This window comes from Streptomyces sp. NPDC033177, from assembly GCF_055577715.1.
Window position 1 is genome coordinate 64959 of sequence record NZ_JBVIPS010000012.1, and the last position, 24811, is coordinate 89769.

23 protein-coding genes are annotated in these 24811 nt (G+C 70.9%); 13 read left to right on the top strand and 10 right to left on the bottom strand.

The window, feature by feature from the left end; genetic code table 11:
* Positions 1-92 precede the first annotated feature (92 nt).
* Positions 93-260 carry a DUF3117 domain-containing protein gene (locus ACZ5U5_RS35015; protein ID WP_003966491.1) on the top strand — a complete coding sequence of 56 codons (168 nt, stop codon included), beginning with the start codon at positions 93-95 and terminating at the stop codon, positions 258-260.
* A gap of 96 nt (positions 261-356) precedes the next feature.
* Here ACZ5U5_RS35015 and ACZ5U5_RS35020 read toward each other — a convergent pair whose 3' ends face one another.
* Positions 357-1055: an O-methyltransferase gene (locus ACZ5U5_RS35020; RefSeq protein WP_453690014.1), complete on the bottom strand. Its 699-nt coding sequence runs from the start codon at positions 1053-1055 to the stop codon at positions 357-359.
* A gap of 153 nt (positions 1056-1208) precedes the next feature.
* On the opposite strand from ACZ5U5_RS35020, the gene sigE reads away from it, so the two are divergent.
* The 5 genes from sigE (at position 1209) to ACZ5U5_RS35045 (ending at position 7025) form a co-directional block, all read left to right on the top strand.
* The gene (gene sigE, locus ACZ5U5_RS35025) at positions 1209-1976 is read left to right on the top strand and encodes an RNA polymerase sigma factor SigE (protein ID WP_363209104.1); all 768 of its coding nucleotides are present in this window, start codon (positions 1209-1211) and stop codon (positions 1974-1976) included.
* A complete protein-coding gene (locus ACZ5U5_RS35030; protein ID WP_469029978.1) occupies positions 1973-3028 on the top strand; it encodes an anti-sigma factor family protein in 1056 nt (351 codons plus the stop codon). The genes sigE and ACZ5U5_RS35030 overlap by 4 nt, the downstream gene beginning before the upstream one ends.
* 546 nt (positions 3029-3574) lie before the next feature.
* Positions 3575-5599 (top strand): S1C family serine protease, encoded by a 2025-nt coding sequence (locus ACZ5U5_RS35035; RefSeq protein ID WP_469030607.1) that lies wholly within the window; start codon positions 3575-3577, stop codon positions 5597-5599.
* Positions 5600-5681: 82 nt separating this feature from the next.
* Entirely contained in the window at positions 5682-6164 is a 483-nt protein-coding gene (locus ACZ5U5_RS35040; RefSeq protein ID WP_469029981.1) for a sec-independent translocase, read from the top strand.
* A gap of 186 nt (positions 6165-6350) precedes the next feature.
* Positions 6351-7025 (top strand): hypothetical protein, encoded by a 675-nt coding sequence (locus ACZ5U5_RS35045; protein WP_469029984.1) that lies wholly within the window; start codon positions 6351-6353, stop codon positions 7023-7025.
* Positions 7026-7127: 102 nt separating this feature from the next.
* Here ACZ5U5_RS35045 and ACZ5U5_RS35050 read toward each other — a convergent pair whose 3' ends face one another.
* The 3 genes from ACZ5U5_RS35050 to ACZ5U5_RS35060 are packed head-to-tail and all read right to left on the bottom strand — an operon-like array spanning position 7128 to position 10142.
* Entirely contained in the window at positions 7128-8261 is a 1134-nt protein-coding gene (locus tag ACZ5U5_RS35050) for an Mrp/NBP35 family ATP-binding protein (protein WP_469029986.1), read from the bottom strand.
* Between the two features lie 44 nt (positions 8262-8305).
* Positions 8306-8881 (bottom strand): DUF1003 domain-containing protein, encoded by a 576-nt coding sequence (locus ACZ5U5_RS35055; RefSeq protein ID WP_469029989.1) that lies wholly within the window; start codon positions 8879-8881, stop codon positions 8306-8308.
* A complete protein-coding gene (locus ACZ5U5_RS35060) occupies positions 8868-10142 on the bottom strand; it encodes a magnesium transporter MgtE N-terminal domain-containing protein (protein ID WP_469029992.1) in 1275 nt (424 codons plus the stop codon). Before ACZ5U5_RS35060 ends, ACZ5U5_RS35055 begins: the two co-directional genes overlap by 14 nt.
* A 250-nt stretch (positions 10143-10392) precedes the next feature.
* Here ACZ5U5_RS35060 and ACZ5U5_RS35065 point away from each other — a divergent pair, with 250 nt between their 5' ends.
* Positions 10393-11112 (top strand): hypothetical protein, encoded by a 720-nt coding sequence (locus ACZ5U5_RS35065; RefSeq protein ID WP_469030610.1) that lies wholly within the window; start codon positions 10393-10395, stop codon positions 11110-11112.
* A 47-nt stretch (positions 11113-11159) separates the two neighbouring features.
* Here ACZ5U5_RS35065 and ACZ5U5_RS35070 read toward each other — a convergent pair whose 3' ends face one another.
* Both ACZ5U5_RS35070 and ACZ5U5_RS35075 read right to left on the bottom strand, forming a co-directional pair.
* A complete protein-coding gene (locus ACZ5U5_RS35070; protein ID WP_469029995.1) occupies positions 11160-11672 on the bottom strand; it encodes a hypothetical protein in 513 nt (170 codons plus the stop codon).
* Positions 11673-11707: 35 nt separating this feature from the next.
* On the bottom strand, positions 11708-12829 hold the full coding sequence (locus tag ACZ5U5_RS35075; protein WP_469029998.1) for a magnesium and cobalt transport protein CorA: 1122 nt from the start codon (positions 12827-12829) through the stop codon (positions 11708-11710).
* Positions 12830-13300: 471 nt separating this feature from the next.
* Here ACZ5U5_RS35075 and ACZ5U5_RS35080 point away from each other — a divergent pair, with 471 nt between their 5' ends.
* Positions 13301-13885 (top strand): suppressor of fused domain protein, encoded by a 585-nt coding sequence (locus ACZ5U5_RS35080; RefSeq protein WP_469030000.1) that lies wholly within the window; start codon positions 13301-13303, stop codon positions 13883-13885.
* Positions 13886-13903: 18 nt separating this feature from the next.
* On the opposite strand, the gene ACZ5U5_RS35085 is transcribed toward ACZ5U5_RS35080, so the two are convergent.
* Entirely contained in the window at positions 13904-15157 is a 1254-nt protein-coding gene (locus tag ACZ5U5_RS35085) for an MFS transporter (RefSeq protein WP_469030003.1), read from the bottom strand.
* Positions 15158-15317: 160 nt separating this feature from the next.
* Between ACZ5U5_RS35085 and ACZ5U5_RS35090 the strand changes: the two genes are divergently transcribed.
* The 3 genes from ACZ5U5_RS35090 to ACZ5U5_RS35100 all read left to right on the top strand — a co-directional run bounded on the left by ACZ5U5_RS35090 (position 15318) and on the right by ACZ5U5_RS35100 (position 17783).
* A complete protein-coding gene (locus ACZ5U5_RS35090) occupies positions 15318-15959 on the top strand; it encodes a DUF6758 family protein (RefSeq protein ID WP_469030005.1) in 642 nt (213 codons plus the stop codon).
* 266 nt (positions 15960-16225) lie between these two features.
* Positions 16226-17101 carry a PHP domain-containing protein gene (locus tag ACZ5U5_RS35095; protein ID WP_469030008.1) on the top strand — a complete coding sequence of 292 codons (876 nt, stop codon included), beginning with the start codon at positions 16226-16228 and terminating at the stop codon, positions 17099-17101.
* A 76-nt stretch (positions 17102-17177) separates the two neighbouring features.
* Positions 17178-17783, top strand: coding sequence for a MarC family protein (locus tag ACZ5U5_RS35100; RefSeq protein ID WP_469030011.1), 606 nt, complete (start codon positions 17178-17180; stop codon positions 17781-17783).
* Positions 17784-17952: 169 nt separating this feature from the next.
* Here ACZ5U5_RS35100 and ACZ5U5_RS35105 read toward each other — a convergent pair whose 3' ends face one another.
* Positions 17953-18105, bottom strand: a complete 153-nt coding sequence (locus tag ACZ5U5_RS35105) for a hypothetical protein (protein WP_167829028.1) — start codon at positions 18103-18105, stop codon at positions 17953-17955.
* A 201-nt stretch (positions 18106-18306) separates the two neighbouring features.
* On the opposite strand from ACZ5U5_RS35105, the gene ACZ5U5_RS35110 reads away from it, so the two are divergent.
* Entirely contained in the window at positions 18307-19254 is a 948-nt protein-coding gene (locus ACZ5U5_RS35110; RefSeq protein WP_469030014.1) for an NYN domain-containing protein, read from the top strand.
* Here ACZ5U5_RS35110 and ACZ5U5_RS35115 read toward each other — a convergent pair.
* Both ACZ5U5_RS35115 and ACZ5U5_RS35120 read right to left on the bottom strand, forming a co-directional pair.
* Positions 19251-20192 carry an alpha/beta fold hydrolase gene (locus ACZ5U5_RS35115; RefSeq protein WP_469030016.1) on the bottom strand — a complete coding sequence of 314 codons (942 nt, stop codon included), beginning with the start codon at positions 20190-20192 and terminating at the stop codon, positions 19251-19253. The genes ACZ5U5_RS35110 and ACZ5U5_RS35115 overlap by 4 nt on opposite strands.
* An 863-nt stretch (positions 20193-21055) precedes the next feature.
* Positions 21056-23224, bottom strand: a complete 2169-nt coding sequence (locus ACZ5U5_RS35120) for a DEAD/DEAH box helicase (RefSeq protein ID WP_469030019.1) — start codon at positions 23222-23224, stop codon at positions 21056-21058.
* A 464-nt stretch (positions 23225-23688) separates the two neighbouring features.
* On the opposite strand from ACZ5U5_RS35120, the gene ACZ5U5_RS35125 reads away from it, so the two are divergent.
* Positions 23689-24426 (top strand): ferritin-like fold-containing protein, encoded by a 738-nt coding sequence (locus tag ACZ5U5_RS35125; protein ID WP_451206527.1) that lies wholly within the window; start codon positions 23689-23691, stop codon positions 24424-24426.
* Positions 24427-24811: the final 385 nt, after the last annotated feature.

Below are 24811 nucleotides of genomic sequence, written 5' to 3' on the forward strand. Positions count from 1 at the left end.
ATGCGGGATAATGGCCTGGAAGCAATGTGTTCGATGCCGGTGACACCTGGGTTGTCGGCTGCGATGAGCTGGTTTCAGGAAGGGGAACGAGCATGGCGGCCATGAAGCCGCGAACGGGCGACGGCCCGCTCGAGGTGACCAAGGAGGGGCGGGGCATCGTCATGCGCGTTCCGCTCGAAGGCGGCGGGCGACTTGTCGTCGAACTGACTCCGGACGAGGCCGATGCACTCGGCGACGCCCTGAAGAAGGTCGTCGGCTGACGCGGAAGCGCCCACACTTTTTCACTGCCCCGGCATCGTCAAGACATGCCGGGGCAGTGCTATGTCCGGGCCCGGAGGGGTGCGGGGACGCGGGGACTAGCGCTTGACGGCGCAGAGAAGGCCGTCGCCCACCGGGAGCAACGCCGGCATCAGGTCCTGGCTCTCCCGCACGGTCCGCAGGAGCTCGCGGATGCGCAGCACCTCGACGGGCTGCGGGCCGGAGTCCACCGTCCGGCCGTCGGAGAAGGCGCCCTCGAAGCAGACGAGACCGCCGGGCCGCAGCAGGCGCAACGATTCAGCGAGGTAGTCCAGGTACTCCGTGCGGTCGCCGTCACAGAACACGAGGTCGTAGCCGCCGTCCGCGAGGCGCGGGAGTACGTCGAGTGCGCGGCCGGGGATGAAGCGCGCGCGGTTGCCGGCGAACCCGGCGGCACGGAAGGCCTCCCGGGCGAACTGCTGGCGCTCGGGCTCGGGGTCGACGGTGGTCAGCACGCCGTCGGGCCGCATTCCGTGCAGCAGGTGGAGCCCGGACACGCCCGTGCCCGTCCCGATCTCGGCGACGGCCTTGGCGTCCGCGGTGGCGGCCAGCAGGCGTAGCGCGGCACCGGTACCGGGAGACACCGAGGGCAGGCCCGCGTCCTGGGCCCGGTCACGGGCCCAGCGTGTGGCCTCGTCCTCGGCGACAAAGGCGTCGGCGAACGCCCAGCTCGTCTGCCGGTTGCCGGTAATGGCCCTCTCCTGTCCCCGTGGATGCCTGGCCGTGACTGTATCCGTAAGGGGTGGGAACCCGCAGATGGGACCGGGCGTTTAGTAGGGGTAGGCGGACGCCGGGGGTAACGAATGGATCAAGACTGGCTGCGGGCCCTGCGACCAGGCAGGACACCTGGCAGGAAGCCCGTACCAAATTCCAGTAAAAACGCTTATCCGGAGCTAACGGGCGAGGTGGTTATGGTAGGGGCTCCACTGGACACCACCAGAGCCGACAGGGGAGGTGCGGCTGCGTCCGCGGATCGGGGAGGAGCGTTGAGGCGCTTTCTCGGGTTGGCGGGTGAGCCGAAATCCGTGACCGACACCGCTGACCGATTCCACACCGCCAACTCCGCTCAGACCGCGACCTTTGCCGCTGATGCGGAATCGCAGGCGTGGACTCCGCCCACCTGGGAGGAGATCGTCAGCACGCACAGCGGACGCGTCTATCGCCTCGCATACCGCCTGACCGGCAATCAGCACGACGCCGAGGACCTCACGCAAGAGGTCTTCGTCCGTGTCTTCCGGTCCCTGTCGACGTACACCCCCGGCACGTTCGAGGGCTGGCTGCACCGCATCACCACGAATCTCTTCCTGGACATGGTGCGCCGCAAGCAGCGCATCCGTTTCGATGCCCTTGGTGACGACGCGGCCGAGCGCCTCCCCAGCCGTGAGCCGTCGCCGCAGCAGGTCTTCAACGACACGCACTTCGACGCGGACGTCCAGCAGGCACTCGACACCCTCGCGCCCGAGTTCCGTGCGGCCGTGGTCCTGTGCGACATCGAAGGTCTCTCGTACGAGGAGATCGCCGCGACTCTCGGCGTCAAGCTGGGCACGGTCCGCAGCCGTATCCACCGTGGCCGTTCGCAGTTGCGCAAGGCCCTTCAGCACCGGTCGCCCGAAGCCCGCGCCGAGCGCCGCTCGCTCGCAGGAGCCGTGGCGCTGGGAGGAGGGGGCGCGACCGCGTGAGTGGATCACGGTCGAATCCTGCCGAGCGGCATCTGGCCGAGCAGCATCTGGGGGACCGACTCGCCGCCCTGGTGGACGGTGAGTTGGGCCATGACGCGCGTGAGCGGGTTCTCGCTCATCTCGCGACCTGTCCGAAGTGCAAGACCGAGGCCGACGCGCAGCGCCGGCTCAAGAGTGTCTTCGCCGAGGTGGCGCCGCCGCCTCCCTCCGAGAGTTTCCTCGCCCGGCTCCAAGGCCTTCCCGGCGGTGGCAGCGAGCCTCCTTCGGGCCCCAGGGCCCCTGGCGGCGGTTTCGCCACCGCGGACAGTGAGTCAGGGCTGCCGCCGAGCGGAGTCTTCGGCGTGCGGCCCGAGACCTTCGGCTATGCGCCGTCGGGCAGCCATGCCGGGGTGCTGCCGGGGTCGGGGCGCGGTTTCCGCATCCATGACGTCGACCGCCGTGACGCGGGCCGTGACGTCGGCCGTGCCGAGGCCGAGCGGTCGCTGTGGCGCGGGCGGCGGTTCGCCTTCGCCGCCGCGGGTGCGGTGTCGCTGGCCGCGATAGCCCTGGGCGGTGTCACGACGGGCATGCCCGCCGACCCCGGTGACCCGCGCGCGGGCTCCGGTACGAGCAACAGCTCGGGCAGCAACACATCGGGCAACAGCAAGAGCAGCGCGTCGCCGATGCGTTCGCCGGGCTCGGGGGTCACCGCGGCTCCCGATTCGGTGCGCCGCCGAGGCAGCGGGCCGCTGTCGGTCCAGGGCCAGCGTCCCGGGGTCCTCGCGGCGCCGGTCGCGCCCACGCAGGCGACCGGGCCCCTGCTGCCCGGAGTGCCCGTGCGGGGTCCTCGTGTCCAGCAGCCCGAGCCGGTGTACGCAGGGCATCAGGCGGCGGCGCCGATGCTGACCGGCGCGGCCATCATGTCCCCGCTGATCCGTCCGGTCCCTCCCGTTGTACAGGGCAGCGCGTCCCCCGCGGGCACGGTGCCGACGGTGGACGGGGCTGACCCGGCGAGCACCGCGGCGGCCTCGCCCGTCGAGGGCACGCTGCAGGGCGCTTCGCGGATACGCTGACGTGCTCTGCGCTTCGGTGCGGGAACCTGGTTGAATCCTTGGTGGGCCGTGCCTGCCCGAGGCTTGTGGCGGGCGCGGAGATGAGCACGTGATCGGCGTCCGCCGTAGGCCAGGTGTGGGGAGAGCATGGACGAGGGCAAGCCCACGAAGGCGAAGTGGTGGAGCCGCCCCAGGTCGGCCTCCGCGCCTGACGGAACGGGGCGACCGGAGGGGACAGACGCCACCGGCCGGGCGGAGGACGCCTCGGGCGACTTCACCCTGGCCGCGGCGACACCGCCGGACGCGGCCACGACAGCGGCACTTCCACCTGCGGCAACCTCTGGGTTCGCCGCACCCGGCTCCGCGGCTTACCCCGCCGACGCTGCGGGCACTCTGCCCGACGCGGCCCCGTCTGCGCCTGCGGCTTCCTCCGCCGACGTTGCGGGCTCTCCGCCCGACGCCGCCCCGTCTGCGCCTGCCGCACCCGGCTCCGGCGCCGTGCCTCCGGCCGGCTCGGCGACTGGGGACGTTTCGGCTCCGCCCTACTCCACCGACGCTTCGGGCACTCTGCCCGACGCCGCTCCGTCTGCGCCTGCCGCGCCCGGTTCCGGTACCGCGCCTGCGGCTTCCTCCGCCGACGCTGCGGGCTCTTCGCCCGACGCGGCCCCGACTGCGCCTGCCGCACCTGTCTCCGACGCCGTGCCTGCGGCTTCCCTCGCCGACGTTGCGGGCTCTTCGCCCGACGCGGCCCCGACTGCGCCTGCCACACCCAGCTCCGTCGCCGTGCCTCCGGCCGGCCCGGCGGCTGGGGACGTTTCGGCTCCGGCCTACTCCACCGATGCTTCGGGCACTCTGTCCGGGGCGACCCTTGCGCCTGCCACACCCGGCTCCAACGCCGTGCCTCCGGCCGCCCCGGGGGTTCCCGCCCAGGTCGGCATGGCTTCCGGTGCGCCGGCAGGGCCTGGCTCCGGTGGCCTGACTCCGCCCGACTCGGCCACCGGCCCCGCCGAGCGGCCCCGCCCGCTGCACGACCCCGATCCGTACAGCACCCCGCCCTACGGTGAGCCCGGCCCCTGGGCCCCCGCCCCGCCCGTACAGCACCCGGCGGCGACCCCGGCCCGCGGCACGCAGCTTCCGGCGGCGCATCATGCCGGAACCCCGCCCCACGGCACCCCCGGCCCGGCTCCGGCCGCCGCCCACGGAATCACTCCCCAGCCCCACCCGCAGCCGCAGCCGCAGCCGCAGGCCGAGTCTCAGCCCCACCCGGGCCCGCAGCAACAGCCGCAGCCGCAGGCCCAGTCTCACCCGGGCCCGCAGCCGCAGGCCCAGTCCCAGCCCCACCCGGCCCCGCAGCAACAGTCGCAGCCCGACCCGCACCAGCCTCACCCCCAAGCCATCGCCCCGCCCCGCCAGCCGTACGACCCCTGGAACGCGCCCCTTCAGCAGAGCGGTGCCGTACCCGTCGACGAGGCGAAGCAGAAGAAGCGTGCGCGGCGGCTCATTCTGGTCGGGATCACCGTCATCACCCTGGTGGCCGGGGGGATCGGCGGAGCCATCGGGGCCTATGTCGAGCGGAACGCCGGGGTCTCGGACATCGAGCTGCCGCAGGCGGACTCGCAGGACAAGACCCGCGCCAAGGACAGCGTCGCCGGGATCGCGGCGAGCTCACTGCCCGGCGTCGTGACGCTGCACGTCAGCGGCGACGAGGCGCAAGGCACCGGCACCGGCTTCGTGCTGGACGGCAAGGGCCACATCCTCACCAACAACCACGTCGTCGAGCCCGCCGGCACGGGCGGCGAAATATCGGTGACGTTCAGCGGCGGAGAGACCGCCAAGGCGGAGGTCATCGGCCGCGACGCCGGTTACGACCTCGCCGTGGTCAAGGTCTCCGGCGTACGCGGACTCAAGCCGCTGCCCCTCGGCAACTCCGAGAACGTGCAGGTGGGCGACCCCGTGGTCGCCATAGGAGCCCCCTTCGACCTGGCCAACACCGTCACCTCCGGCATCATCAGCGCCAAGGAGCGCCCCATCACCGCCGGCGGCGAGAAGGGCGACGGCAGCGACGTCAGCTACGTCGACGCGCTCCAGACCGATGCCCCCATCAACCCCGGGAACTCCGGCGGCCCGCTGGTCGACTCCCAGGCCCGCGTCATCGGCATCAACAGCGCCATCCGCTCCGCCGACGACAGCTCGGCCCCCGGCGGCGGCCAGGCGGGTTCCATCGGCCTCGGCTTCGCCATCCCCATCAACCAGGGCAAGCGCGTCGCCGAAGAGCTGATCAACACCGGCAAGGCCACGCACCCTGTGATCGGTGTCACGCTCGACATGGAGTACACGGGCGACGGCGCCCGCGTCGGTGAGAAGGGCAAGGACGGCGGGCCCGCCGTGAACAAGGGCGGTCCGGGCGACCGCGCCGGGATCGAGCCCGGCGACGTCATCACCGAAGTGGACGGCCAGCGCATCCACTCCGGCGACGAACTCATCGTCAAGATCCGCGCCCACCGTCCCAAGGACCGCCTCGAACTGACCGTCCAGCGCGCAGGAAAGGACCGGAAAGTGACGCTCGTGCTCGGCGCATCGGACGGGAACTGATCCACGTCTGTCGCCCAGCGGCTACCGGACGGACAGGAACGCCAGGTACCGTGGACGCGGTCCGGATGGCAAGGAGCTCAAGGTGTTCTCAGACATTGGCCCGCTCGAGGTAGTGGCGCTGATCATCCTCGCCGTGCTCGTTTTCGGCCCGGACAAGCTGCCCAAGCTCATCCAGGACGCCTCGCGGACCATTCGTAAGATCCGTGAATTCTCGGACAGCGCCAAGGCGGACATCCGCAGTGAACTCGGCCCGGAATTCAAGGACTTCGAGTTCGAGGACCTGAATCCGAAGACCTTCATCCGCAAGCAGCTCGACAACGACGAGCTCGGCCTGAAGGAAATCCGGAACGGCTTCGACCTGAAGAAGGAGATGGCCGAGGTCACGGACGCGGTCCACGGGCGGGAGAGTGAATCCTCCGACGGCGCGACCGGCAGGGACAGTACGTCCGACGCGGGCGGCGGCCGCATCGACATGGCCAAGAAGGACGGCCGTATCGACATGGACAAGAAGCCCGAGAAGGCCGCTCCCGCCGACCACCCGCCGTTCGACGCGGACGCCACCTGACCTCCTCCGAGGCACCCCCTCCGCGCCCCTGAGCACGCCTCCCGGCACGCCTTTCGCGTCACCCGACCGCCGACCGGTGTCCCAGGTTCCGGAACGGGTGTGGCTATCCTGCCTTGTTGTCCGGCTGAGGACGCCCGAGGGGGGCGGGCCCTGCGGACCGATGAGAACGAGGAGGCGGCCGGGTACATGGAGACGACAAGTCGCGTAGGCGCACAGGCGCCGGCCGCGGACGGCACCGCACAGGCGATGCCCTCCGCCCGGCGCACGGTCGACAGCTATCTGCTGGCGCCCTTCCCCTGGTACGGCCTCGACGAGGCCTTCACGGGCGAGCGCTGGCTGATGCAGGTCGGCACCGCCGCGGACGGCGCGGTGGAGCACGGCTCCATCGGGCACGGCGATGAGCCGTCGGTACGGAGTGACGGGCCCTTCGGCAACAACGACAAGGAGCGCTTCGCGGCCGTGGTGACCGTCGCGGCCAACCCGGTGCGGCGCAGCCCGGACGGCACGGGCCTCCTCGAGGCGACATCGGTGTCGTCCGCGGCCTGGCTCGCCGGAGTGGGTCTGCTGTCCTTCACCTGGCCCAGCCAGATGGACCACAGCCTGCGTGACGACTGGCTGGACCAGCAGACCGAGACGGCCTGGGTCCTCGCGGACGACCTGCAGGGCGAGGACTGGTCGACGCTCTCGCTCCCGGTGGACGGGGTGCCGACCTCGTTCCACTACCGCGAGTCCGAGTTCGGCTGGGTGCTCGCCGGGTCCACGGAAGGAGGCGTCCACCTGGGTGCCTACGGTCGCGGCATGAGCGCGTACGGCCTGGGCTTCTCCGTGGTCAAGGACATCCACGACTACGCGGCCGGTTAGGACGCGGCCGGCCGGTCCGGCCAGCGCACACATACGCCGATGGAGGCGCCGCTCATGACGAGCGGCGCCCCCATCGGCGTACGGCAGACGCCCGGGAGGGCCTCAGAACTTGTTGCGCGGGGTGATCCCCAGGGTCATGCCCGCGAGGCCGCGCTGGCGGCCGCCCAGCTTGCCCGCGATCGTGCGCAGCGCCGAGCCCGCCGGGGACTCCGGGTCCGTCAGGACGACCGGCTTGCCCTCGTCGCCGCCCTCGCGCAGGCGCACGTCGATCGGGATGGAGCCGAGGACCGGGACGTTGGCGCCCGTGGTCTTCGTGAGGCCCTCGGCGACGCGCTGGCCGCCGCCCGTGCCGAAGACGTCGACCATCTCGCCGCAGTGCGGGCAGGGCAGCCCCGCCATGTTCTCGACGACGCCGACGATCTTCTGGTGGGTCTGTACGGCGATGGAGCCCGCGCGTTCGGCGACCTCGGCCGCCGCCTGCTGGGGCGTCGTCACGACGAGGATCTCGGCGTTCGGGACCAGCTGGGCGACGGAGATCGCGATGTCGCCCGTGCCCGGCGGCAGGTCGAGCAGCAGGACGTCCAGGTCGCCCCAGAAGACGTCCGCGAGGAACTGCTGGAGGGCGCGGTGGAGCATCGGGCCGCGCCATACGACCGGGGCGTTGCCCGGCGTGAACATGCCGATCGAGATGACCTTCACGCCGTTCGCCGACGGCGGCATGATCATGTCCTCGACCTGGGTGGGCTTGCCGTACGCGCCCAGCATTCGGGGCACGGAGTGGCCGTAGATGTCCGCGTCCACGACGCCGACCTTCAGGCCGTCCGCCGCCATCGCGGCGGCGAGGTTCACCGTCACCGAGGACTTGCCGACGCCGCCCTTGCCGGACGCCACGGCGTAGACACGGGTCAGCGAGCCGGGCTTGGCGAAGGGGACCTCGCGCTCGGCGGTGCCGCCGCGCAGGGCGCTCGCCAGCTCCTTGCGCTGCTCGTCGCTCATCACGTCGAGCGTGACGTCGACGCGCGTGACGCCGTCGACGGCGGCGACCGCGTCGGTCACGTTCTTCGTGATGGTCTCGCGCATCGGGCACCCGGAGACCGTGAGGTACACGGTGACCGCCACCACCCCGTCAGGGGAGATGTCGACCGATTTGACCATCCCCAACTCGGTGATGGGTCGATGGATCTCGGGGTCGTTCACCGTCGCCAGTGCTTCACGCACCGCGTCTTCCGTAGCCATACGTCCGATAGTACGGCGCGGTAACCCCGCCCCGGAAAGAGCCGTCAACGGTCGCCTACGTCACGCCCGCCGCTCTCCTCGGCCGGGAATACGACGCGATGGCCCCTGCGCTGCTCCTCCAGCTCTTTGACCAGGTCCTGGAGTTCGCTGCGGATCCAGTCGCGGGTGGCCACTTCGCCCAGGCCCATGCGCAGCGAGGCGATCTCGCGGCTCAGATACTCGGTGTCCGCGATGGACCGCTCGTTCTGTTTGCGGTCCTGTTCGAGGTTGACCCGGTCCCGGTCGTCCTGCCGGTTCTGTGCCAGCAGGATCAGGGGCGCCGCGTACGACGCCTGGAGGGAGAGCGCGAGGGTCAGGAACAGGAAGGGGAACGGGTCGAAGCGCAGCACCTCGGGCGCCCAGACGTTCCAGGCCACCCAGACGATGATCGTGACCGTCATCCAGACGATGAAGCGCCCCGTGCCGAGGAACCTCGCGATCCGCTCAGAGAGCCGCCCGAACGCCTCGGGGTCGTACTCCGGCAGGAACTTGCGGCGCGGCGGCCGCGGCTGGTCGAGCCGGAAGCGGGGGGCGGTCCGCTGCTCGGTGCGGTTGTCCCGCTCACGGTCACCCGGTGGCACGCGGCACCTCTTCCTGGTGGAACTCGGTCTCGCGCCAGTCGTCCGGCAGCATGTGGTCGAGCACGTCGTCGACGGTGACGGCGCCGAGCAGCGAGCCGCCCTCGTCGACGACGGGGGCGGCCACCATGTCGTACGTGGCGAAGAACCCGGCGACCTGCGGCAGCGCGGTCTCCGGCGCGAGGGTCTGGAGATCGTCGTCGAGGATCGAACTGACCAGCGTGTACGGCGGATCGCGCAGGAGCCGCTGGAAGTGCACGGTGCCCAGGTACTTGCCGGTCGGGGTCTCGTCCGGAGGGCGGCACACGTAGACCTGCGCGGCGAGGGCGGGGGACAGGTCCTGTTGGCGCACCCGTGCGAGCGCGTCGGCGACCGTGGCGTCCGGCCTGAGCACGATCGGCTCGGTCGTCATCAGACCGCCCGCGGTGCGCTCCTCGTACGCCATCAGACGCCGTACGTCGGCGGCGTCGTCCGGCTGCATCAGCGTGAGCAGCCGTTCCTTGTCCTCTTCGGGGAGTTCGGCGAGCAGGTCGGCGGCGTCGTCCGGGTCCATCGCCTCCAGGACGTCGGCGGCGCGCTCCTCCTTGAGCTTGCCGAGGATCTCGATCTGGTCGTCCTCGGGGAGCTCTTCGAGGACGTCGGCGAGCCGGTCGTCGTCCAGGGCCGCCGCGACCTCCGCACGCCGTTTCGGCGACAGGTGGTGCAGGACGTTGGCGAGGTCGGCGGGGCGCAGCTGTTCGAAGGTGGCGAGCAGGCTCTCGGCGCCCTGACCGTGCTCCTCGAGGGAGAAGCCGTCGACGGCCGACCACTCGACGGTCAGCGTCTCGCCCTTGCGGCGGAAGGTGCCGCCCTTCCCCTTGCGTACGAAGACCCGGTCGATCTCCCAGTCACGGCGGGCCGGCAGCTGCTGGACCGCCACGTCGAGGACGGTGACCTCCTCGTCCGACTCGACGAGCCTGACCCGCCGGTCGAGCATCTCGCCGAGCACGAGCCGCTCGGTGGGCCGCTGCTCGAAGCGCCGCACGTTCAGTACGCCGGTCGTGATGACCTGTCCCGTCTCGATGCCGGTCACCCGGGTCATCGGCAGGAAGATGCGGCGCCGCGTCGACAGTTCCACGACCAGGCCGAGGAGGCGGGGCGGTCTGCGCTGCACTCGCAGCGTCGCCACCAGGTCGCGCACCCGGCCCACCTGGTCGCCGTTCGGGTCGAAGACGGCGGTACCGGCCAGATGTGACACGAAGACCCGGGAGGCGCTTGCCGCCATTGCACGCCCCCTCCTCTGCTCGTGACCTTTTCATGCCGTTCTGCCGGGCAATGCGGGCTTCAGGCTAGCCCGTCCCGGTCGGATACGCCCCGGCGGAGCGTCCCGCCGGACTGGCGACAATCTACCTAGTCAGCACGGGTACGCTGCCGTACTGCCGTAGCCGTAGCCGTCGTCCCCACGAGAGGCAGCGCCCCCTGTGTCAGCGATTCCCCCGGTCCGCCGTATCCGAAAGACGGCCCTCGTGAGCGCGATGTGCGCGGGCCTCGTCCTGGGGGTCACCGGTCTGACCGGGTGCAGCAGCGAAGAGGATCCGGACGCGGGCACGAACGGCATCGGCAAACTCTCCGCCGCGAAGATCCAGAGCAAGTCCCGCGCGGCGGCCGACGCGGCACCCGCGGTGCGGCTCTCCGGCACGCTGGTCAGCAAGGGCCACACGTACAAGCTCGACATGCGGCTCAAGGACGACGGCGGCAGCGGCTCGGTCACCTCCAAGGGCGAGACCTTCAAGCTGCTGCGCGTCGGCAAGCAGCTCTTCCTGATGGCCGACTCCGCCTTCTGGACCCACGAGGACGCCAAGGGCGGCGAGAAGCCCGGCAAGGCGGACGAGGGCGCCGCGGCGAAGCTCGACGGCAAGTACGTGAAGGTCCCCGAGGAAGACGCGTCCTACCAGCAGCTGAGCGGCTTCACCGACAAGGACCTCCTCCTGGAGGGCATGCTCACCCTGCACGGCGCACTCGCCACCGGAGAGCGCAGCACGACGTCGGGCAACCCCAGCATCAAGATCACCGGTGACAAGGGCGCGGGCGGCACCCTGGACGTCTCCCTCAAGGGCAAGCCCTACCCGCTGCGCCTGCAGCGCGCGGGCGACGCGGGCACGCTCCGGCTCAGCGACTGGGGCAGGGACTTCACCCTGGAGGAGCCGGCCAAGGACGAGATGGTGGACTACGGCGAGCAGCTGCCCGACTCCTAGAGGCCCGGTTTCCCGGGGTCCGGTCCGGGATTCGGTCCGGGGTCGGGTCAGCCCCGCCGCTTCTTCCGCTTGAACAGCAGCCGGGGCAGCGCCTCGGGCACCGGATTGCGGGTGGTTGCCGCGGTCGGCAGGGGCGGGGCCGCGAGCGAGCCGTCGGGCAGGTCGGTGATCGTGTCCCGCGGGGTGAGCCGCACGACCCGGCACTCGTCCGCCCAGCGCTGCGGCATCCGCTCGCCGTCGGGGGCGTTGAGGCGCTTGCCCTTGAGCTCGGCGACGGCCGCCTCCCACGCCTCGGAGCGCGGCGCGAGCTCGGTCACCTCCGCCGTCCAGGCGACGAGCCGGCCGCCCTTGTCCTTGCTGCGTACGGTCACTTCGGCGGTGCCGCCGTCGACGAGCCCCGGCAGCGGCTGCTCGCCGGGGCCGTCGCCGATGAGGCACGCCGCGCCCTCGTGCCACACGTGCCACAGGGCACGGGCAGGGCCTTCGCCGCGCACCCAGATGAGGCCGGACTTCTTGGTGGCCTCCTCGACGAGGGCCTGGGCGAGCAGCGTGTCTGTCATGCGCGCAGCCTATCGAGCCGCGTGCCGCCCGGACCCTAGAGCCAGCCGTTGCGCTTCAGGGTGCGGTGGATGGTGTAGCAGGCTCCGGCGATGAGGCCGAGCACCATCGGGTAGCCGAACCGCCAGTGCAGCTCGGGCATGTGGTCGAAGTTCATGCCGTAGACCCCGCAGACCGCCGTCGGCACGGCGATGATCGCCGCCCAGGAGGTGATCTTGCGCATGTCCTCGTTCTGCGCGACCGCGGCCTGCGCGAGGTTGGCCTGGAGGATCGAGTTGAGCAGCTCGTCGAAGCCGACGACCTGCTCCTGGACGCGGGCCAGGTGGTCGGCGACGTCACGGAAGTACTTCTGGATGTCCGGGTCGACGAGCCGCATCGGCCGCTCGCTCAGCAGCAGCATGGGCCGAAGCAGCGGCGAGACGGCCCGCTTGAACTCCAGGACCTCCCGCTTGAGCTGGTAGATCCGCCCGGCGTCGACACCGCGCGCGGAGCCCTTGCCCTTGCTCGGGGCGGAGAACACCTCGGTCTCGACCTCGTCGATGTCGTCCTGCATGGCGTCGGCCACCGCGAGATAGCCGTCGACGACGTGGTCCGCGATGGTGTGCAGGACGGAGGAAGGGCCCTTGGCGAGGAGCTCGGGCTCCTCCTGGAGCCGGCGCCGCAGGCCGCGCAGCGAGCCGTGACCGCCGTGCCGGACCGTGATGAAGAAGTCCCGCCCGGTGAAGCACATCACCTCGCCGGTCTCCACGATCTCGCTGGTGGCGGTGAGTTCGGCGTGCTCCACGTAGTGGATGGTCTTGAAGACGGTGAAGAGCGTGTCGTCGTAACGCTCCAGCTTGGGCCGCTGGTGTGCGTGCACCGCGTCCTCGACGGCCAGCGGGTGCAGCCCGAACTCGGCGGCGATACCGGCGAATTCCTGCTCCGTCGGCTCGTGCAGACCGATCCAGGCGAAGCCGCCGTCGCGACGCACCTGGAGCATCGCCTCATGCGGCGTGAGCGTGTCGTCACAGGCCGCGCGGCGGCCGTCGCGGTAGACGGCACAGTCGACGACGGCGGAGGCGGCGGTGGGGTCGCGCGTGGTGTCGTACGAGCTGTAGGCGCTGCCGTCCTTGCGGAGCGAGGGGCGGACGGCGGCGCGAAGGTCGCGGATCATCGACATGGGCAGGCTCCTTCGACGGAGGCGGCCTGCGACGGTTGGAACTACCCGGAATGGGGACGTCCTGCTGAGGATGTTTGGCACGTCCACAAAGCGGGGAGCACCGCACCATCGCGGTGGCAGCTTCGCTACTGACTCAGATCAGGGAACACAGAGAGATCAGGTGGAAACGAAGTGCTCTTCCGTCGCACGCGAGCACGGGGAGTGCCGACGCGCAGTGGCAGCTACAGGGCTGCGTGAGGTGTCAGACGGAAGAACGGGTGGTACTGCACGGTCGACTTCGATCCATGGCAGCCCCACCTCCTCCGGCCGGTCCCCCGTAGGGGAAGTCCCAAGCGCGTAGCGCGCCAAGTCATCTGCCCGGGCTTGAAAGCGCGCTCTGCGTGCTGCCCGGGACCAGCGGCCAACACTATCAGCCGACTGAAGTGTCAAGCCCCGTCTTTACCCCGCACTGACGAGTTCTATGCTCGCGCCATGGCTGATGTTCTTGCTCTGGTCGAGGCCCGTCTCCGCACTGCCCTCGGTGAACCGGACGCCCGCGCCGCGGTGACCTTCCTCGGCACCGACCGCATCGAAGTGCTGCGTTTCACGGACGGGGACCTGATCAGGTACGCCACCCTCGGCATGTCGGCGCAGCCAATGGCCGATCCCACCGCCGCGCTGGCCGACCCGGTCAAGGGCCCGCGCGCGGAGCTGATCCTCACGGTACGAGGCGGGGTCGCCGACACGGACAAGGTGCTTCGCCCGCTCGCCGTACTGGCCGCGTCGCCGCAGGTCGAGGGCCTGATCGTGGCTCCCGGAGCCTCGCTCGACGTGGGTGAACCGCTGTGGCCGGGCGCGCAGTTCACGTCGGTTCTGGTGGCGGAGTCGGGCGGCTTGGTCGAGGACCTGGAGCTCGACGAGCCCATGGAGCCCGTACGGTTCCTGCCGCTCCTTCCCATGACGCCGAACGAGGGCGCGTGGAAGCGGGTGCACGGCGCGCAGGCGTTGCAGGAGCGCTGGCTGAGCAGCGGGACGGACCTGCGCGATCCGCTGCGCAAGTCCGTGTCCCTGGACTGAAACCCCCGGCAGGAGAGCTCAGTTGGCGAAGACGGTGACGCCGTCCTCCGTCGCGTGCTTCGGTTCGAGCTCCTCGGCTTCGTGCGTCAGGGAGTCCTTGCGGACCCAGACCACTACCGCGCCGAGCACCGCCGTGACGGCCGCGACCACGAAGGGGATGTGGATGTTGCTCCACTCCTCGATCTTCGGCGCGAAGAACGGGGCGGCGGCCGCCGCGAACCACCGGACGAAGTTGTAGCCGGCGCTGGCCACCGGGCGCGGTGCGTCCGAGACGCCGAGCGCGAGCTCGGTGTAGACGGTGTTGTTCACGCCGATGAAGGCGCCGGACAGGATCGTGCAGACGATGGCCGTGGCGTGGTTGCCGTACCCCAGCACCAGCACGTCCGCCGCGAGCAGCACCAGTGAACCGCCGAGCACCTTCAGCGAGCCGAACCTCGCCTGCAGCCGCGGCGCCACGAGCACCGAGAAGACCGCGAGCAGCAGACCCCAGGCGAAGAAGATCGCCCCCGACTTGTAGGGGGTCATGTTCAGGACGAACGGCGTGAAGGCCAGGACCGTGAAGAACGTGTAGTTGTAGAAGAACGCGGAGGCGGCGGCCGACGCGAGCCCGCCGTGACCGAGGGCCTTGATCGGCGCGAGCAGTGAGGTCTTCTGCGCGGGCCTGGGCTGCTCCTTCAGGAACGCCGTGATGCACAGGAAGCCGACCGCCATCAGGACGGCGGTGCCGAAGAACGGGTAGCGCCAGCTCGCGTTGCCGAGCACCGCGCCGAGCAGCGGTCCGCACGCCATGCCGAGACCGAGCGCCGACTCGTAGAGCAGGATCGCGGCGGCGCTGCCGCCGGCCGCCGCGCCGACGATGACCGCGAGCGCGGTCGACACGAAGAGTGCGTTGCCGAGACCCCACCCCGCGCGGAACCCGACGAGCTCGCCGACCGATCCCGAGGTGCCGGCGAGCCCCGCGAAGACCACGACGAGCGCGAGGCCGAGCAGCAGGGTCTTCTTGCCGCCGATCCGGCTGGAGACGAACCCGGTCACGAGCATCGCGACGGCGGTGATCAGGAAGTAGGAGGTGAAGAGCAGGGACACCTGGCTCGCGGACGCGTCCAGGCCCTTCGCGATGGAGGGGAGGATCGGGTCGACGAGCCCGATGCCCATGAAGGCGACGACGGACGCGCCGGCGGTGGCCCAGACAGCCTTCGGCTGCCGCAGAAGACTGGTCGCTCCCTCGTCGAACGGGTCCGCTCCGGTGGGACCTGCGGTGCTGGTACTCATGCCTGCTCCTTAGCGGCTTCCGTCGAGATCGTTGACGTATACACACATTAGTTAGCCAAGCTAAAAGATGCAAGCTACATCTAGTTTCGCCTGGTGACAGGGCCACCGGACGGGTGATCGTCCTTGACGGGGCGACGACCGGGGAGGACCGTTGGTCGTTATGAGGGGCGAACCCAGTTGCCCGAAGTGTGGTGGCCGGGTCAGGGCTCCCGGCCTCTTTGCCGACTCCTGGCAGTGCGATGTGCACGGGACGGTGCATCCGCTGCAGCCTGTGATCCCGCCGAGCGTCGAGGCGCTCCAGGTCGTGGTGCATCGCGCGCAGGTTCCGGTCTGGATGCCGTGGCCGCTGCCGGTCGGCTGGCTGTTCACGGGTGTGGCCTGCGCGGGCGACGACCGCAGCGGGGGCCGTGCCACCGCCGTAGCCTGCTCCGGCCCCGCGCCGCTCGGCGGCATGGGCGAGCTGGTCCTGGTCGCCGAGGAGCTCGGCGTCGGGCTCGGCGCGCGGTATGCCGGAGTCGACGGCCCGGACCCCGGCCCGTACCTGAACGTCGAGAAGCCGCCGCAGGCCAAGCTGCTCGCGGCGGGCCGACCGACCCCGTTGTGGCATGTGGCGGGCACGCCGGACGACCGCGCGGTGTTCGCGGGCGAGGCACGCGGCCTGTGGCTGTGGGCGATCGCGTGGCCGGAGCAGTCGGGACTCCTGATGTACGACGAGTTGGTCCTGACCGATCTGCGGGACGCGGGCGCCGAGGTGGACCTGCTGCCTTGCGGGGCGCTTTCCCCGCGGATTCTGGGGCCGTGAGGTGGTGCGGGGGTTGCCTCGTGAGGCGGGGCGGCTTTTTCTCGCTTGGGGTTGCTGAGGGGTCGCTGATGCGGTGGAGGGCGTCTCCTCTGAGCGTCTCCTCGGAGCGGGCGACTGGCGCGGTTGGCGCGGTCGGTCAGTGAGCGGGGTCTCTCCTGGGGCGGGCGGTGGAACGTTCGGGTCCCGTTATCCTTGAGCGTCCCCCCTTGCGACCGTCCCTCGTGGACCGGTCCGTCTCCGTCCCGTCAGAGCCTGGAGTCCGCGTCGTGCGCATCGACCTGCACACCCACTCCACCGCCTCCGACGGCACGGACACCCCGGCGCAGTTGGTGCGCAACGCGGCCGCCGCCGGACTCGACGTCGTCGCGCTCACGGACCACGACACCACCCGCGGGTACGCGGAGGCCGTCGCGGCCCTGGAGGGGCTCGACCGGGGGCTCACCCTCGTCACCGGCGCCGAACTCTCCTGCCGCCTCGACGGCGTGGGCCTGCACATGCTGGCCTACCTCTTCGACCCCGACGAGCCGGAGCTCGCCCGTGAGCGCGAGCTCGTGCGCGACGACCGGGTGCCCCGCGCGAAGGCGATGATCGGCAAGCTCCGCGAGCTCGGCGTCCCGGTCACCTGGGAGCAGGTCGCGCGCATCGCGGGCGACGGCTCGGTCGGGCGCCCGCACATCGCCGAGGCGCTGGTGGAGCTGGGCGTCGTGCCCACCGTCTCGGACGCCTTCACGGCGGACTGGCTCGCCGACGGCGGCCGTGCGTACGCCGAGAAGCACGAGCTGGACCCCTTCGACGCGATCCGCCTGGTCAAGGCCGCGGGCGGCGTCACCGTCTTCGCTCACCCGGCGGCCGTCAAGCGCGGTCAGGTGGTGCCGGAGACCGCGATAGCGGCGCTGGCCGCCGCCGGACTCGACGGCGTCGAGGCCGACCACATGGACCACGACCCGGCCACCCGCACCCGGCTGCACGGCCTCGCCGCGGACCTCGGCCTGCTTGCCACGGGGTCGAGCGACTACCACGGCAGCCGCAAGACCTGCGTGCTCGGAGAGTTCACCACCGACCCCGAGATCTACGGGGAGATCACGCGGCGCGCGACCGGGGCGTTCCCGGTGCCGGGCGCGGGCGGACGCACCGGCGCGTAGCGCTCTCCCCGCCCCTCTTGTCCGCCGCGCCCCGTGCGGCATTTTCGTACGCTCACTTCACCGCAAGGCCATCACTGTGTTCGACGTCGCCGTCTTCGGCTCCCTCTTCCTCACCCTTTTTGTGATCATGGATCCCCCCGGGATCACGCCGATCTTCCTCGGACTCACCTCCGGCCGCCCGGCCAAGGTGCAGCGGAAGATGGCCTTCCAGGCCGTCTGCGTCGCCTTCGGCGTCATCGCGGTCTTCGGTGTCCTGGGCCACCAGATCCTCGACTACCTGCATGTCTCTGTCCCCGCGCTGATGATCGCGGGCGGTCTGCTGCTCCTGCTGATCGCGCTCGACCTCCTCACCGGCAAGACGGACGAGCCGAAGCAGACCAAGGACGTGAACGTCGCCCTCGTACCGCTGGGCATGCCCCTGCTCGCGGGGCCCGGCGCGATCGTCTCCGTCATCCTGGCCGTCCAGGACGCCGACAGCGTCGGCACGCAGATCTCCGTGTGGGCGGCGATCGTGGCGATGCACGTCGTGCTGTGGCTGGTGATGCGCTACTCGTTGCTGATCATCAGGGTCATCAAGGACGGCGGTGTGGTCCTGGTGACGCGGCTCGCGGGCATGATGCTGTCCGCGATCGCGGTGCAGCAGATCATCAACGGTGTGACGCAGGTGATCAACGGCGCCTAGGGCGCGTAGGGCGTCTAGGGTGCCTCGGCCGGGAGCGCTCGGACGTGCCGAGGTGCTGGATGTGCTGGATGTGCTTGGACATGCCAAGGGCCCCCGTACCAAAGGTGTACGGGGGCCCTCCAACCTGTGCGCGCAGCCTGTGTGCGCAGCTTATGCGTGCAACCTGGCGTTACGAGGCCGGGGATTCGGCCGGTCGGATATAGATGCGCTGGCCGATCGCTGCGGCCTGCTGCACGATCCGATTGACGGAGGCGGCGTCTACGACGGTCCGGTCCACGGCGGCGCCGTCGACGTCGTCGAGTCGCATGATTTCGAAGCGCATAAGGCTTCTCCCTTCGTCTGGTCATCCTCCTGAAGGAGAACTACTGGGTGTGGTGGCCACCGGGACAGCTGTGTCCGGCGTTCCATACGGGTACAACGAGTTGCCCCCAGCAAACATTCCCTACGCTAAGGAAATTTTTCGACAGGCTAATTACTCGCGAGTAGCGGAACCAGTTGTGTTCGCTGCGTGACCAACGGGACAATGGCACCGATGAACGACGAGATCGAGAGCAGCACTCAGATCAGCACTCAGGTCAGCACCCAGATCAGTGCCCAGCTGGAGCGCGCCAACTCCCTCCTCGAGCGCATGCTCGCCGAGGTGGCGAAGACGCCGTCCACGCACGCGATCTTCGTCGACGCCGGGTATGTGTACGCCGCGGCGGGGCGACTCGCGGTCGGCACCGAGGACCGGCGCGCCTTCGACCTGGACGCGGAGGGGCTGATCGAGGCGTTCATCGACAAGGCCCGCACGATCTTCGCGGACAGCCGCCTGCTGCGCGTCTACTGGTACGACGGTGCGCGGCGCCGCATCCATACGGTGGAGCAGCAGTCGATCGCGGAGCTCCCCGACGTCAAGGTCCGCCTGGGCAACCTGAACGCGAACAATCAGCAGAAGGGCGTGGATTCCCTCATCCGGACGGATCTGGAGTCACTCGCCAGGCACCGCGCCATCAGCGACGCGGCCCTGATCGGCGGCGACGAGGACCTGGTCTCGGCGGTGGAGGCGGCGCAGGGGTATGGCGCGCGGGTGCATCTGTGGGGCATCGAGGCCGCCGAGGGCCGCAATCAGGCGGAGCCGCTGCTGTGGGAGGTCGACAGCCAGCGCACGTTCGACCTCGACTTCTTCAAGCCGTACGTGTCCCCGCGCTCGGTCACGACGTACGCGACGTACGAGGGCGCGGGCACGCCGCGGCCCGCGCGCGAGGACGTGCGCTTCGTGGGCGCGCAGATCGCCGCCAGATGGCTGGCCGCGCGGGGGCGTGCGGCGCTGGTGGACCTCCTGCCGGGGCATCCGTACCTGCCCGGGTCCGTGGACCAGGAGCTCCTGGTGGAGGCCGAGAAGCTGCTCGCGTACTCGCTGCGGGGGCAGTCGGATCTGCGGCGGGCGCTGCGGGACGGGTTCTGGGGGCATCTGCAGACGCAGTACTAGGCGCTGCCTTCGCTGCTCTCGATCCGGTCCCAGAAGGCGATGAGGGCGGCGGCGGTCTCCGCGGGGCGGTCGGTGTTGGGGGAGTGCTCGGCTCCGGCGATGACCGTGCGGTGGGCGTGCAGCCGGGCCGCCATGTCGTCCAGCCAGGGGATGGGCCAGGTGTCGTCGCGCTCGCCGGAGATGACGTGCTTGCGCAGGGGGAGCGCGGCGAGTTCCGTGACGCGGTCGGGCTCGACGCAGAGCTGCTTGCCGGTGGCGATGAGCTGGGCGGGACTGTGCCGCAGCCAGCGGGCACGCAGGGCGTCGCCGTCGAGGTCGGTCTCCTCCGGCGGGTCCATCGCCTGGATGGCAGCCCATGCCTCGTCCATCGACAGAACCCCGAGCGCGTCCGTCAGCATCTTGGCGCGCGCCTGCTGCGAGGGGGCGATCTGGGCCGGGCCTGACGCCATCAGGGTGAGCGAGGCGAAGGTGGGGGCGGGGGCGGCGGCTTGGAGGGTGGCGGCTTGGAGGACGGCGGCGCGGGCGATGAGGCCTCCTAGGGAGTGGCCCAGGAGGTGGGGGGTGGCGCCGGTGACTGCGTCGGGCTGGGTGAGGGCGTTGGCCTGGGTAAGGGTGCTGGCCTGGGTGAGGACGTCGGCCTGAGCGAGCACGTCCTTCGCCAACTCGTCCTGTGCGTACGGGAGTTCGTCGTCGGCCGGCCCTGCGGTCTCGTACTGGCCGCGGCCGTCGACGGAGACGGCTCGGTACCCGGCATCTGCGATGGGCTTGAGCAGCGCGATGAAGTCCTCCTTGCTCCCGGTGAAGCCGGGGAGCAGCAGGACGGTGCCCTTGGCCTTGCCGGCCGGGCGGGCGTCCAGGGCGGCGAAGTCGCCGCGCGCGGTCCGGAGGGGGCTGGCGTCGACGCCGGGGGGCGGGGTGAAGGTCGGGGGCCTGCTCATGCCTTGAGGCTAGCTGGCGGGTGGGTGGGGTGTTCTGCGGGTCCCTGCGGGTGGCTTTGCGGTGGGGTGGTGCTGCCGGGGGCCGGCGTCTTGCTTCTCCGCGCGGGCATGCACTCCGCAGTCGCAGGGGGACTTCCGCTGCTGCGCCGCGGGGCGCGTTCCCCGCGCTTCGCGCGATTCACCCACCCACCCGCCCACCCGGGCGCCCCGCGGTTTGCAGGGTGGGCGGGGTTGTTCTCGCGGTACGCCGCGGATGCGTTCCCCGCGTTCCGCGCGGTTTTCCCCACCCACCCACCCGATTGCCCCGCAGTGGCAGGGGGTGGTGGGCCTGTTCTGCTGGTGCGGCGCGGGGGTCCTTTCCGCGCTTCGCGCGGATCTCTCCCACCCACCCACCCGAGCACCCCGCGGTTGCAGGGGAGGGGCGGGGTGGGTCTGCTTCCGCGCTTCGCGCGGACTTCTCCCACCCGCATGCCCGATTGCCCCGCAGTGGCAGGGTGGTGGGGCTGGTCTGCTGGTGTGCTGTCGGCGTCTGCCCGTGCTTCGCGCGGGCTCTTGCCGCTCATCCGCCCGAGCGCCTCCGCAGTTGTAGGTGGGCAGATTTCTCCCATCCAATCGCCCGATTACCCCGTGGCGGAGCGGGGTGGGTGGGATTTCTGTGCGTTTGCCGGGGCATCGGGCGGAGCCGTGTCCCGATGGCCCGTTCGGCTTGCCCGTTGATGCGGGGGATCGGGTGGGTGGGTGGGGGAGTCCGGCGCGTGGCGGCGGGAGTTGGTCTGGTCGGCGTGGTGGGGGAGGTGGGTAGGCCGAAGGCCCGGTCCCCTGTGGGGGCCGGGCCTTCGGGTGTTACTGCTCAGCGGAGCGCGTCAGCTCTCCTCGGCCGGCGCAGCCACCGCCTTGCGGGTCCTGCGGCGCGGCTTGGTGACCGTGGCCTCCTCGGCGGCAGCCGGAGCCTCCGCGGCCTTGCGCGTACGGCGACGCGGCTTGGTCCCCTCCGTCGGCTGAGCGGGGATACCGGCCTCGGTCACCTCTGCCACCGCCGGCTCCGCTGCCTTGCGGGTCCTGCGGCGCGGCTTTTCCGCCGGGGTTTCGGTCACCTCTGCCACCGTCGGCTCCGCTGCCTTGCGGGTCCTGCGGCGCGGCTTCTCCGCCGGGGCCTCGGTTACCTCGGCCGCCACCGGCTCCGCGGCCTTGCGGGTGCGGCGCGGCTTGGTGGCCGGTGCCTCCGCCTCGGCGGCCTCCGCGACCGGCTCCGCTGCCTTGCGCGTTCGGCGGCGGGGCTTCTCCACCGGGGCCTCGGCCTCGGCCGTGTCGACTGCTGCCTCCGCTGCCTTGCGGGTGCGGCGGCGGGGCTTTTCCACCGGGGTCTCGGCCTCGGCGGGCTCGGTCACCTCTGACAGCGCCGGCTCCGCTGCCTTGCGGGTCCTGCGGCGGGGCTTCTCCGCCGGGGCCTCGGGCACCTCTGTCAGGGTCGGCTCCGCTGCCTTGCGGCGGGGCTTCTTCGGCTCGGTCTCGGGGGCGGGGGGCTCCACGGCCTCGACCGTGTCGACCACTGCCTCCGCAGCCTCCGAACCGCTCCGCGTCCGGCGGCGGCGGCGCGGCGTGCGCGGCTCCGTCGGCTCGGCCTCGGGGGCGGCTACCGCCGTAGGCGCGGCGGCCTCGGCGACCGCAACCGCCGGGGTCTCCAGCGGCGTACCCGAACGGGTGCGGCGGCGGCGACGCGGCGTACGCGCCTCACGCGGCTCGCGCTCCGGGGCGACCTCGGAAGCGCGCCCACGGTCACGGCCGCCGTCACGGCCGCCGTCGCGCCCGCGGTCGCGGCCACGCGAGCCGCCCTTGCCGCCCGTCTCGCCGAGGTCTTCGACCTCCTCGGCGCGCAGCCCGGCACGGGTCCGCTCGCCGCGCGGCAGGACACCCTTCGTGCCCACCGGGATGTTCAGCTCCTCGTACAGGTGAGGAGAGCTCGAGTACGTCTCGACCGGGTCGCTGAGGCCGAGGTTCAGCGCCTTGTTGATCAGCTGCCAGCGCGGGATGTCGTCCCAGTCGACCAGCGTGATCGCGATGCCCTTGGCACCCGCGCGGCCGGTGCGGCCGATGCGGTGCAGGTACGTCTTCTCGTCCTCGGGGGACTGGTAGTTGATGACGTGCGTGACGCCACCGACGTCGATGCCGCGCGCGGCGACGTCCGTGCAGACGAGCACGTCCACCTTGCCGTTGCGGAATGCGCGCAGCGCCTGCTCACGGGCGCCCTGACCGAGGTCACCGTGCACGGCGCCCGAGGCGAAGCCACGCTTCTCGAGCTGCTCGGCGATGTCGGCGGCGGTCCGCTTCGTGCGGCAGAAGATCATCGCGAGTCCGCGGCCCTCGGCCTGCAGGATGCGCGAGACCATCTCGGGCTTGTCCATGTTGTGCGCGCGGAAGACGTGCTGCTTCGTGTTCGCGACGGTCTGGCCCTCGTCGTCCGGCGCGGTGGCGCGGATGTGCGTGGGCTGCGACATGTAGCGACGGGCCAGGCCGATGACCGCGCCCGGCATGGTCGCCGAGAACAGCATCGTCTGACGCTTCGGCGGCAGCATGTTGATGATCCGCTCGACGTCGGGCAGGAAGCCCAGGTCGAGCATCTCGTCGGCCTCGTCGAGGACCAGGCACTTGATGTGCTTGAGGTTCAGCTTCTTCTGGCCCGCGAGGTCGAGCAGACGACCCGGCGTGCCGACGACGATGTCGATGCCCTTCTTGAGGGCCTCGACCTGCGGCTCGTAGGCACGGCCGCCGTATATGGCGAGGACGCGTACGTTCCGTGCCTTGCCGGCGGTCAGGAGGTCGTTCGTGACCTGCTGGCAGAGCTCACGCGTGGGGACGACGATGAGCGCCTGCGGTGCGTCGGTCAGCTGCTCGGGCTTGGCCCGGCCGGCCTCGACGTCCGCGGGGACGGTGACGCGCTCCAGGATCGGGAGACCGAAGCCGAGCGTCTTGCCGGTGCCGGTCTTGGCCTGGCCGATGACGTCGCTGCCCGAGAGCGCGACGGGGAGCGTCATCTCTTGGATGGGGAAAGGGCTGATGATGCCGACGGCCTCGAGGGCCTCGGCCGTCTCGGAGAGAATTCCGAGATCGCGGAAAGTCGTAGTCAGGGCATTGCCTCTTCTGTGAGACGCGGCCCGAGGCGAACGCTGGGGGGTCGTGACCGTGCCACTACCGCCGGCTGCTTGGGGGGCGGGGCCGGGGGCGCGGGACCACTGCCTGCGCTCGAGCGCTCGTACCGCTGAGGTTCCCTCCTCGTGCCGTCCGCACTGTGCGGGCCGCCTGGAGGGCTGTCGGTTCGGAGCCGATCGGGCCTCCGACCGGGCATCCTCATTCGTACGGCCCGTCGAATATTCGGCGGGCGCATTACCACTGTACCCCGGAATCTCGCAGCCGTGTCTGGCGAATTCGTCACGTCACTGTCGTCACAGTCACTGACCAGGCCCTTACACGTTGCTGCGCGCGGGCTATTGTGCGGTTTATGGAGACGCCTGACACCGCCGCTGACACACCTGCCGAACCCAAGGGAATCGCTGCCCAGGACTGGACGACCGCTTCCGCCGACCCGAACTACCGCGCCGCGGTCGTGGACCTGCTCGGAGCGCTCGCATATGGGGAGCTCGCGGCGTTCGAGCGGCTCGCGGAGGACGCGAAGCTGGCGCCGACGCTGGGCGACAAGGCGGAGCTGGCGAAGATGGCGTCGGCGGAGTTCCACCACTTCGAGCAGTTGCGGGACCGGCTCTCGGCGATCGGCGCGGACGCGACCGAGGCGATGGAGCCGTTCGTGGCCGCGCTCGACGGCTTCCACCGCCAGACGGCGCCGTCCGACTGGCTCGAGGGCCTGGTCAAGGCGTACGTGGGTGACTCGATCGCCAGTGACTTCTATCGGGAGGTCGCGGCGCGGCTCGACGGGGACACCCGTCGTCTCGTCCTCGGTGTGCTCGATGACACGGGGCACGCGAGCTTCGCGGTGGAGAAGGTGCGGGCCGCGATCGACGCGGATCCGCGTGTGGGTGGGCGGCTGGCGCTGTGGGCCCGTCGCCTTATGGGCGAGGCGCTCTCGCAGTCGCAGCGGGTCGTTGCTGATCGGGATGCCTTGTCGACCATGCTGGTCGGGGGCGTGGCCGATGGCTTCGACCTTGCCGAGGTCGGGCGGATGTTCTCGCGGATCACTGAGGCGCATACGAAGCGGATGGCTGCGTTGGGGTTGGCGGCGTAGTCGCGGGGCTCCGGGGGGCGGTGTTTCTGCTGCGGGTGCGTGGGGCTGGCGGCGTTCCCCCCGCGGCCCCCGTGCGGGGCTGGTGCGCAGTTCCCCGCGCCCCTAGGTGAGGCTGGTGCGTCGTACTTACCTGCCGGTGTGTGGGGGTTTCTCGCGCAGTTCCCCGCGCCCCTTACGGGGCTGGTGCGCAGTTCCCCGCGCCCCTCTGCGGGGCTGGTGCGCCGTTGTTGCCTGCGGGTGCGTGGGGGTTTCTCGCGCCGTTCCCCGCGCCCCTTACGGGGCTGGTGGGCAGTTCCCCGCGCCCCTCTGCGGGGCTGGTGCGCCGTTGTTGCCTGCGGGTGCGTGGGGGTTTCTCGCGCCGTTCCCCGCGCCCCTTACGGGGCTG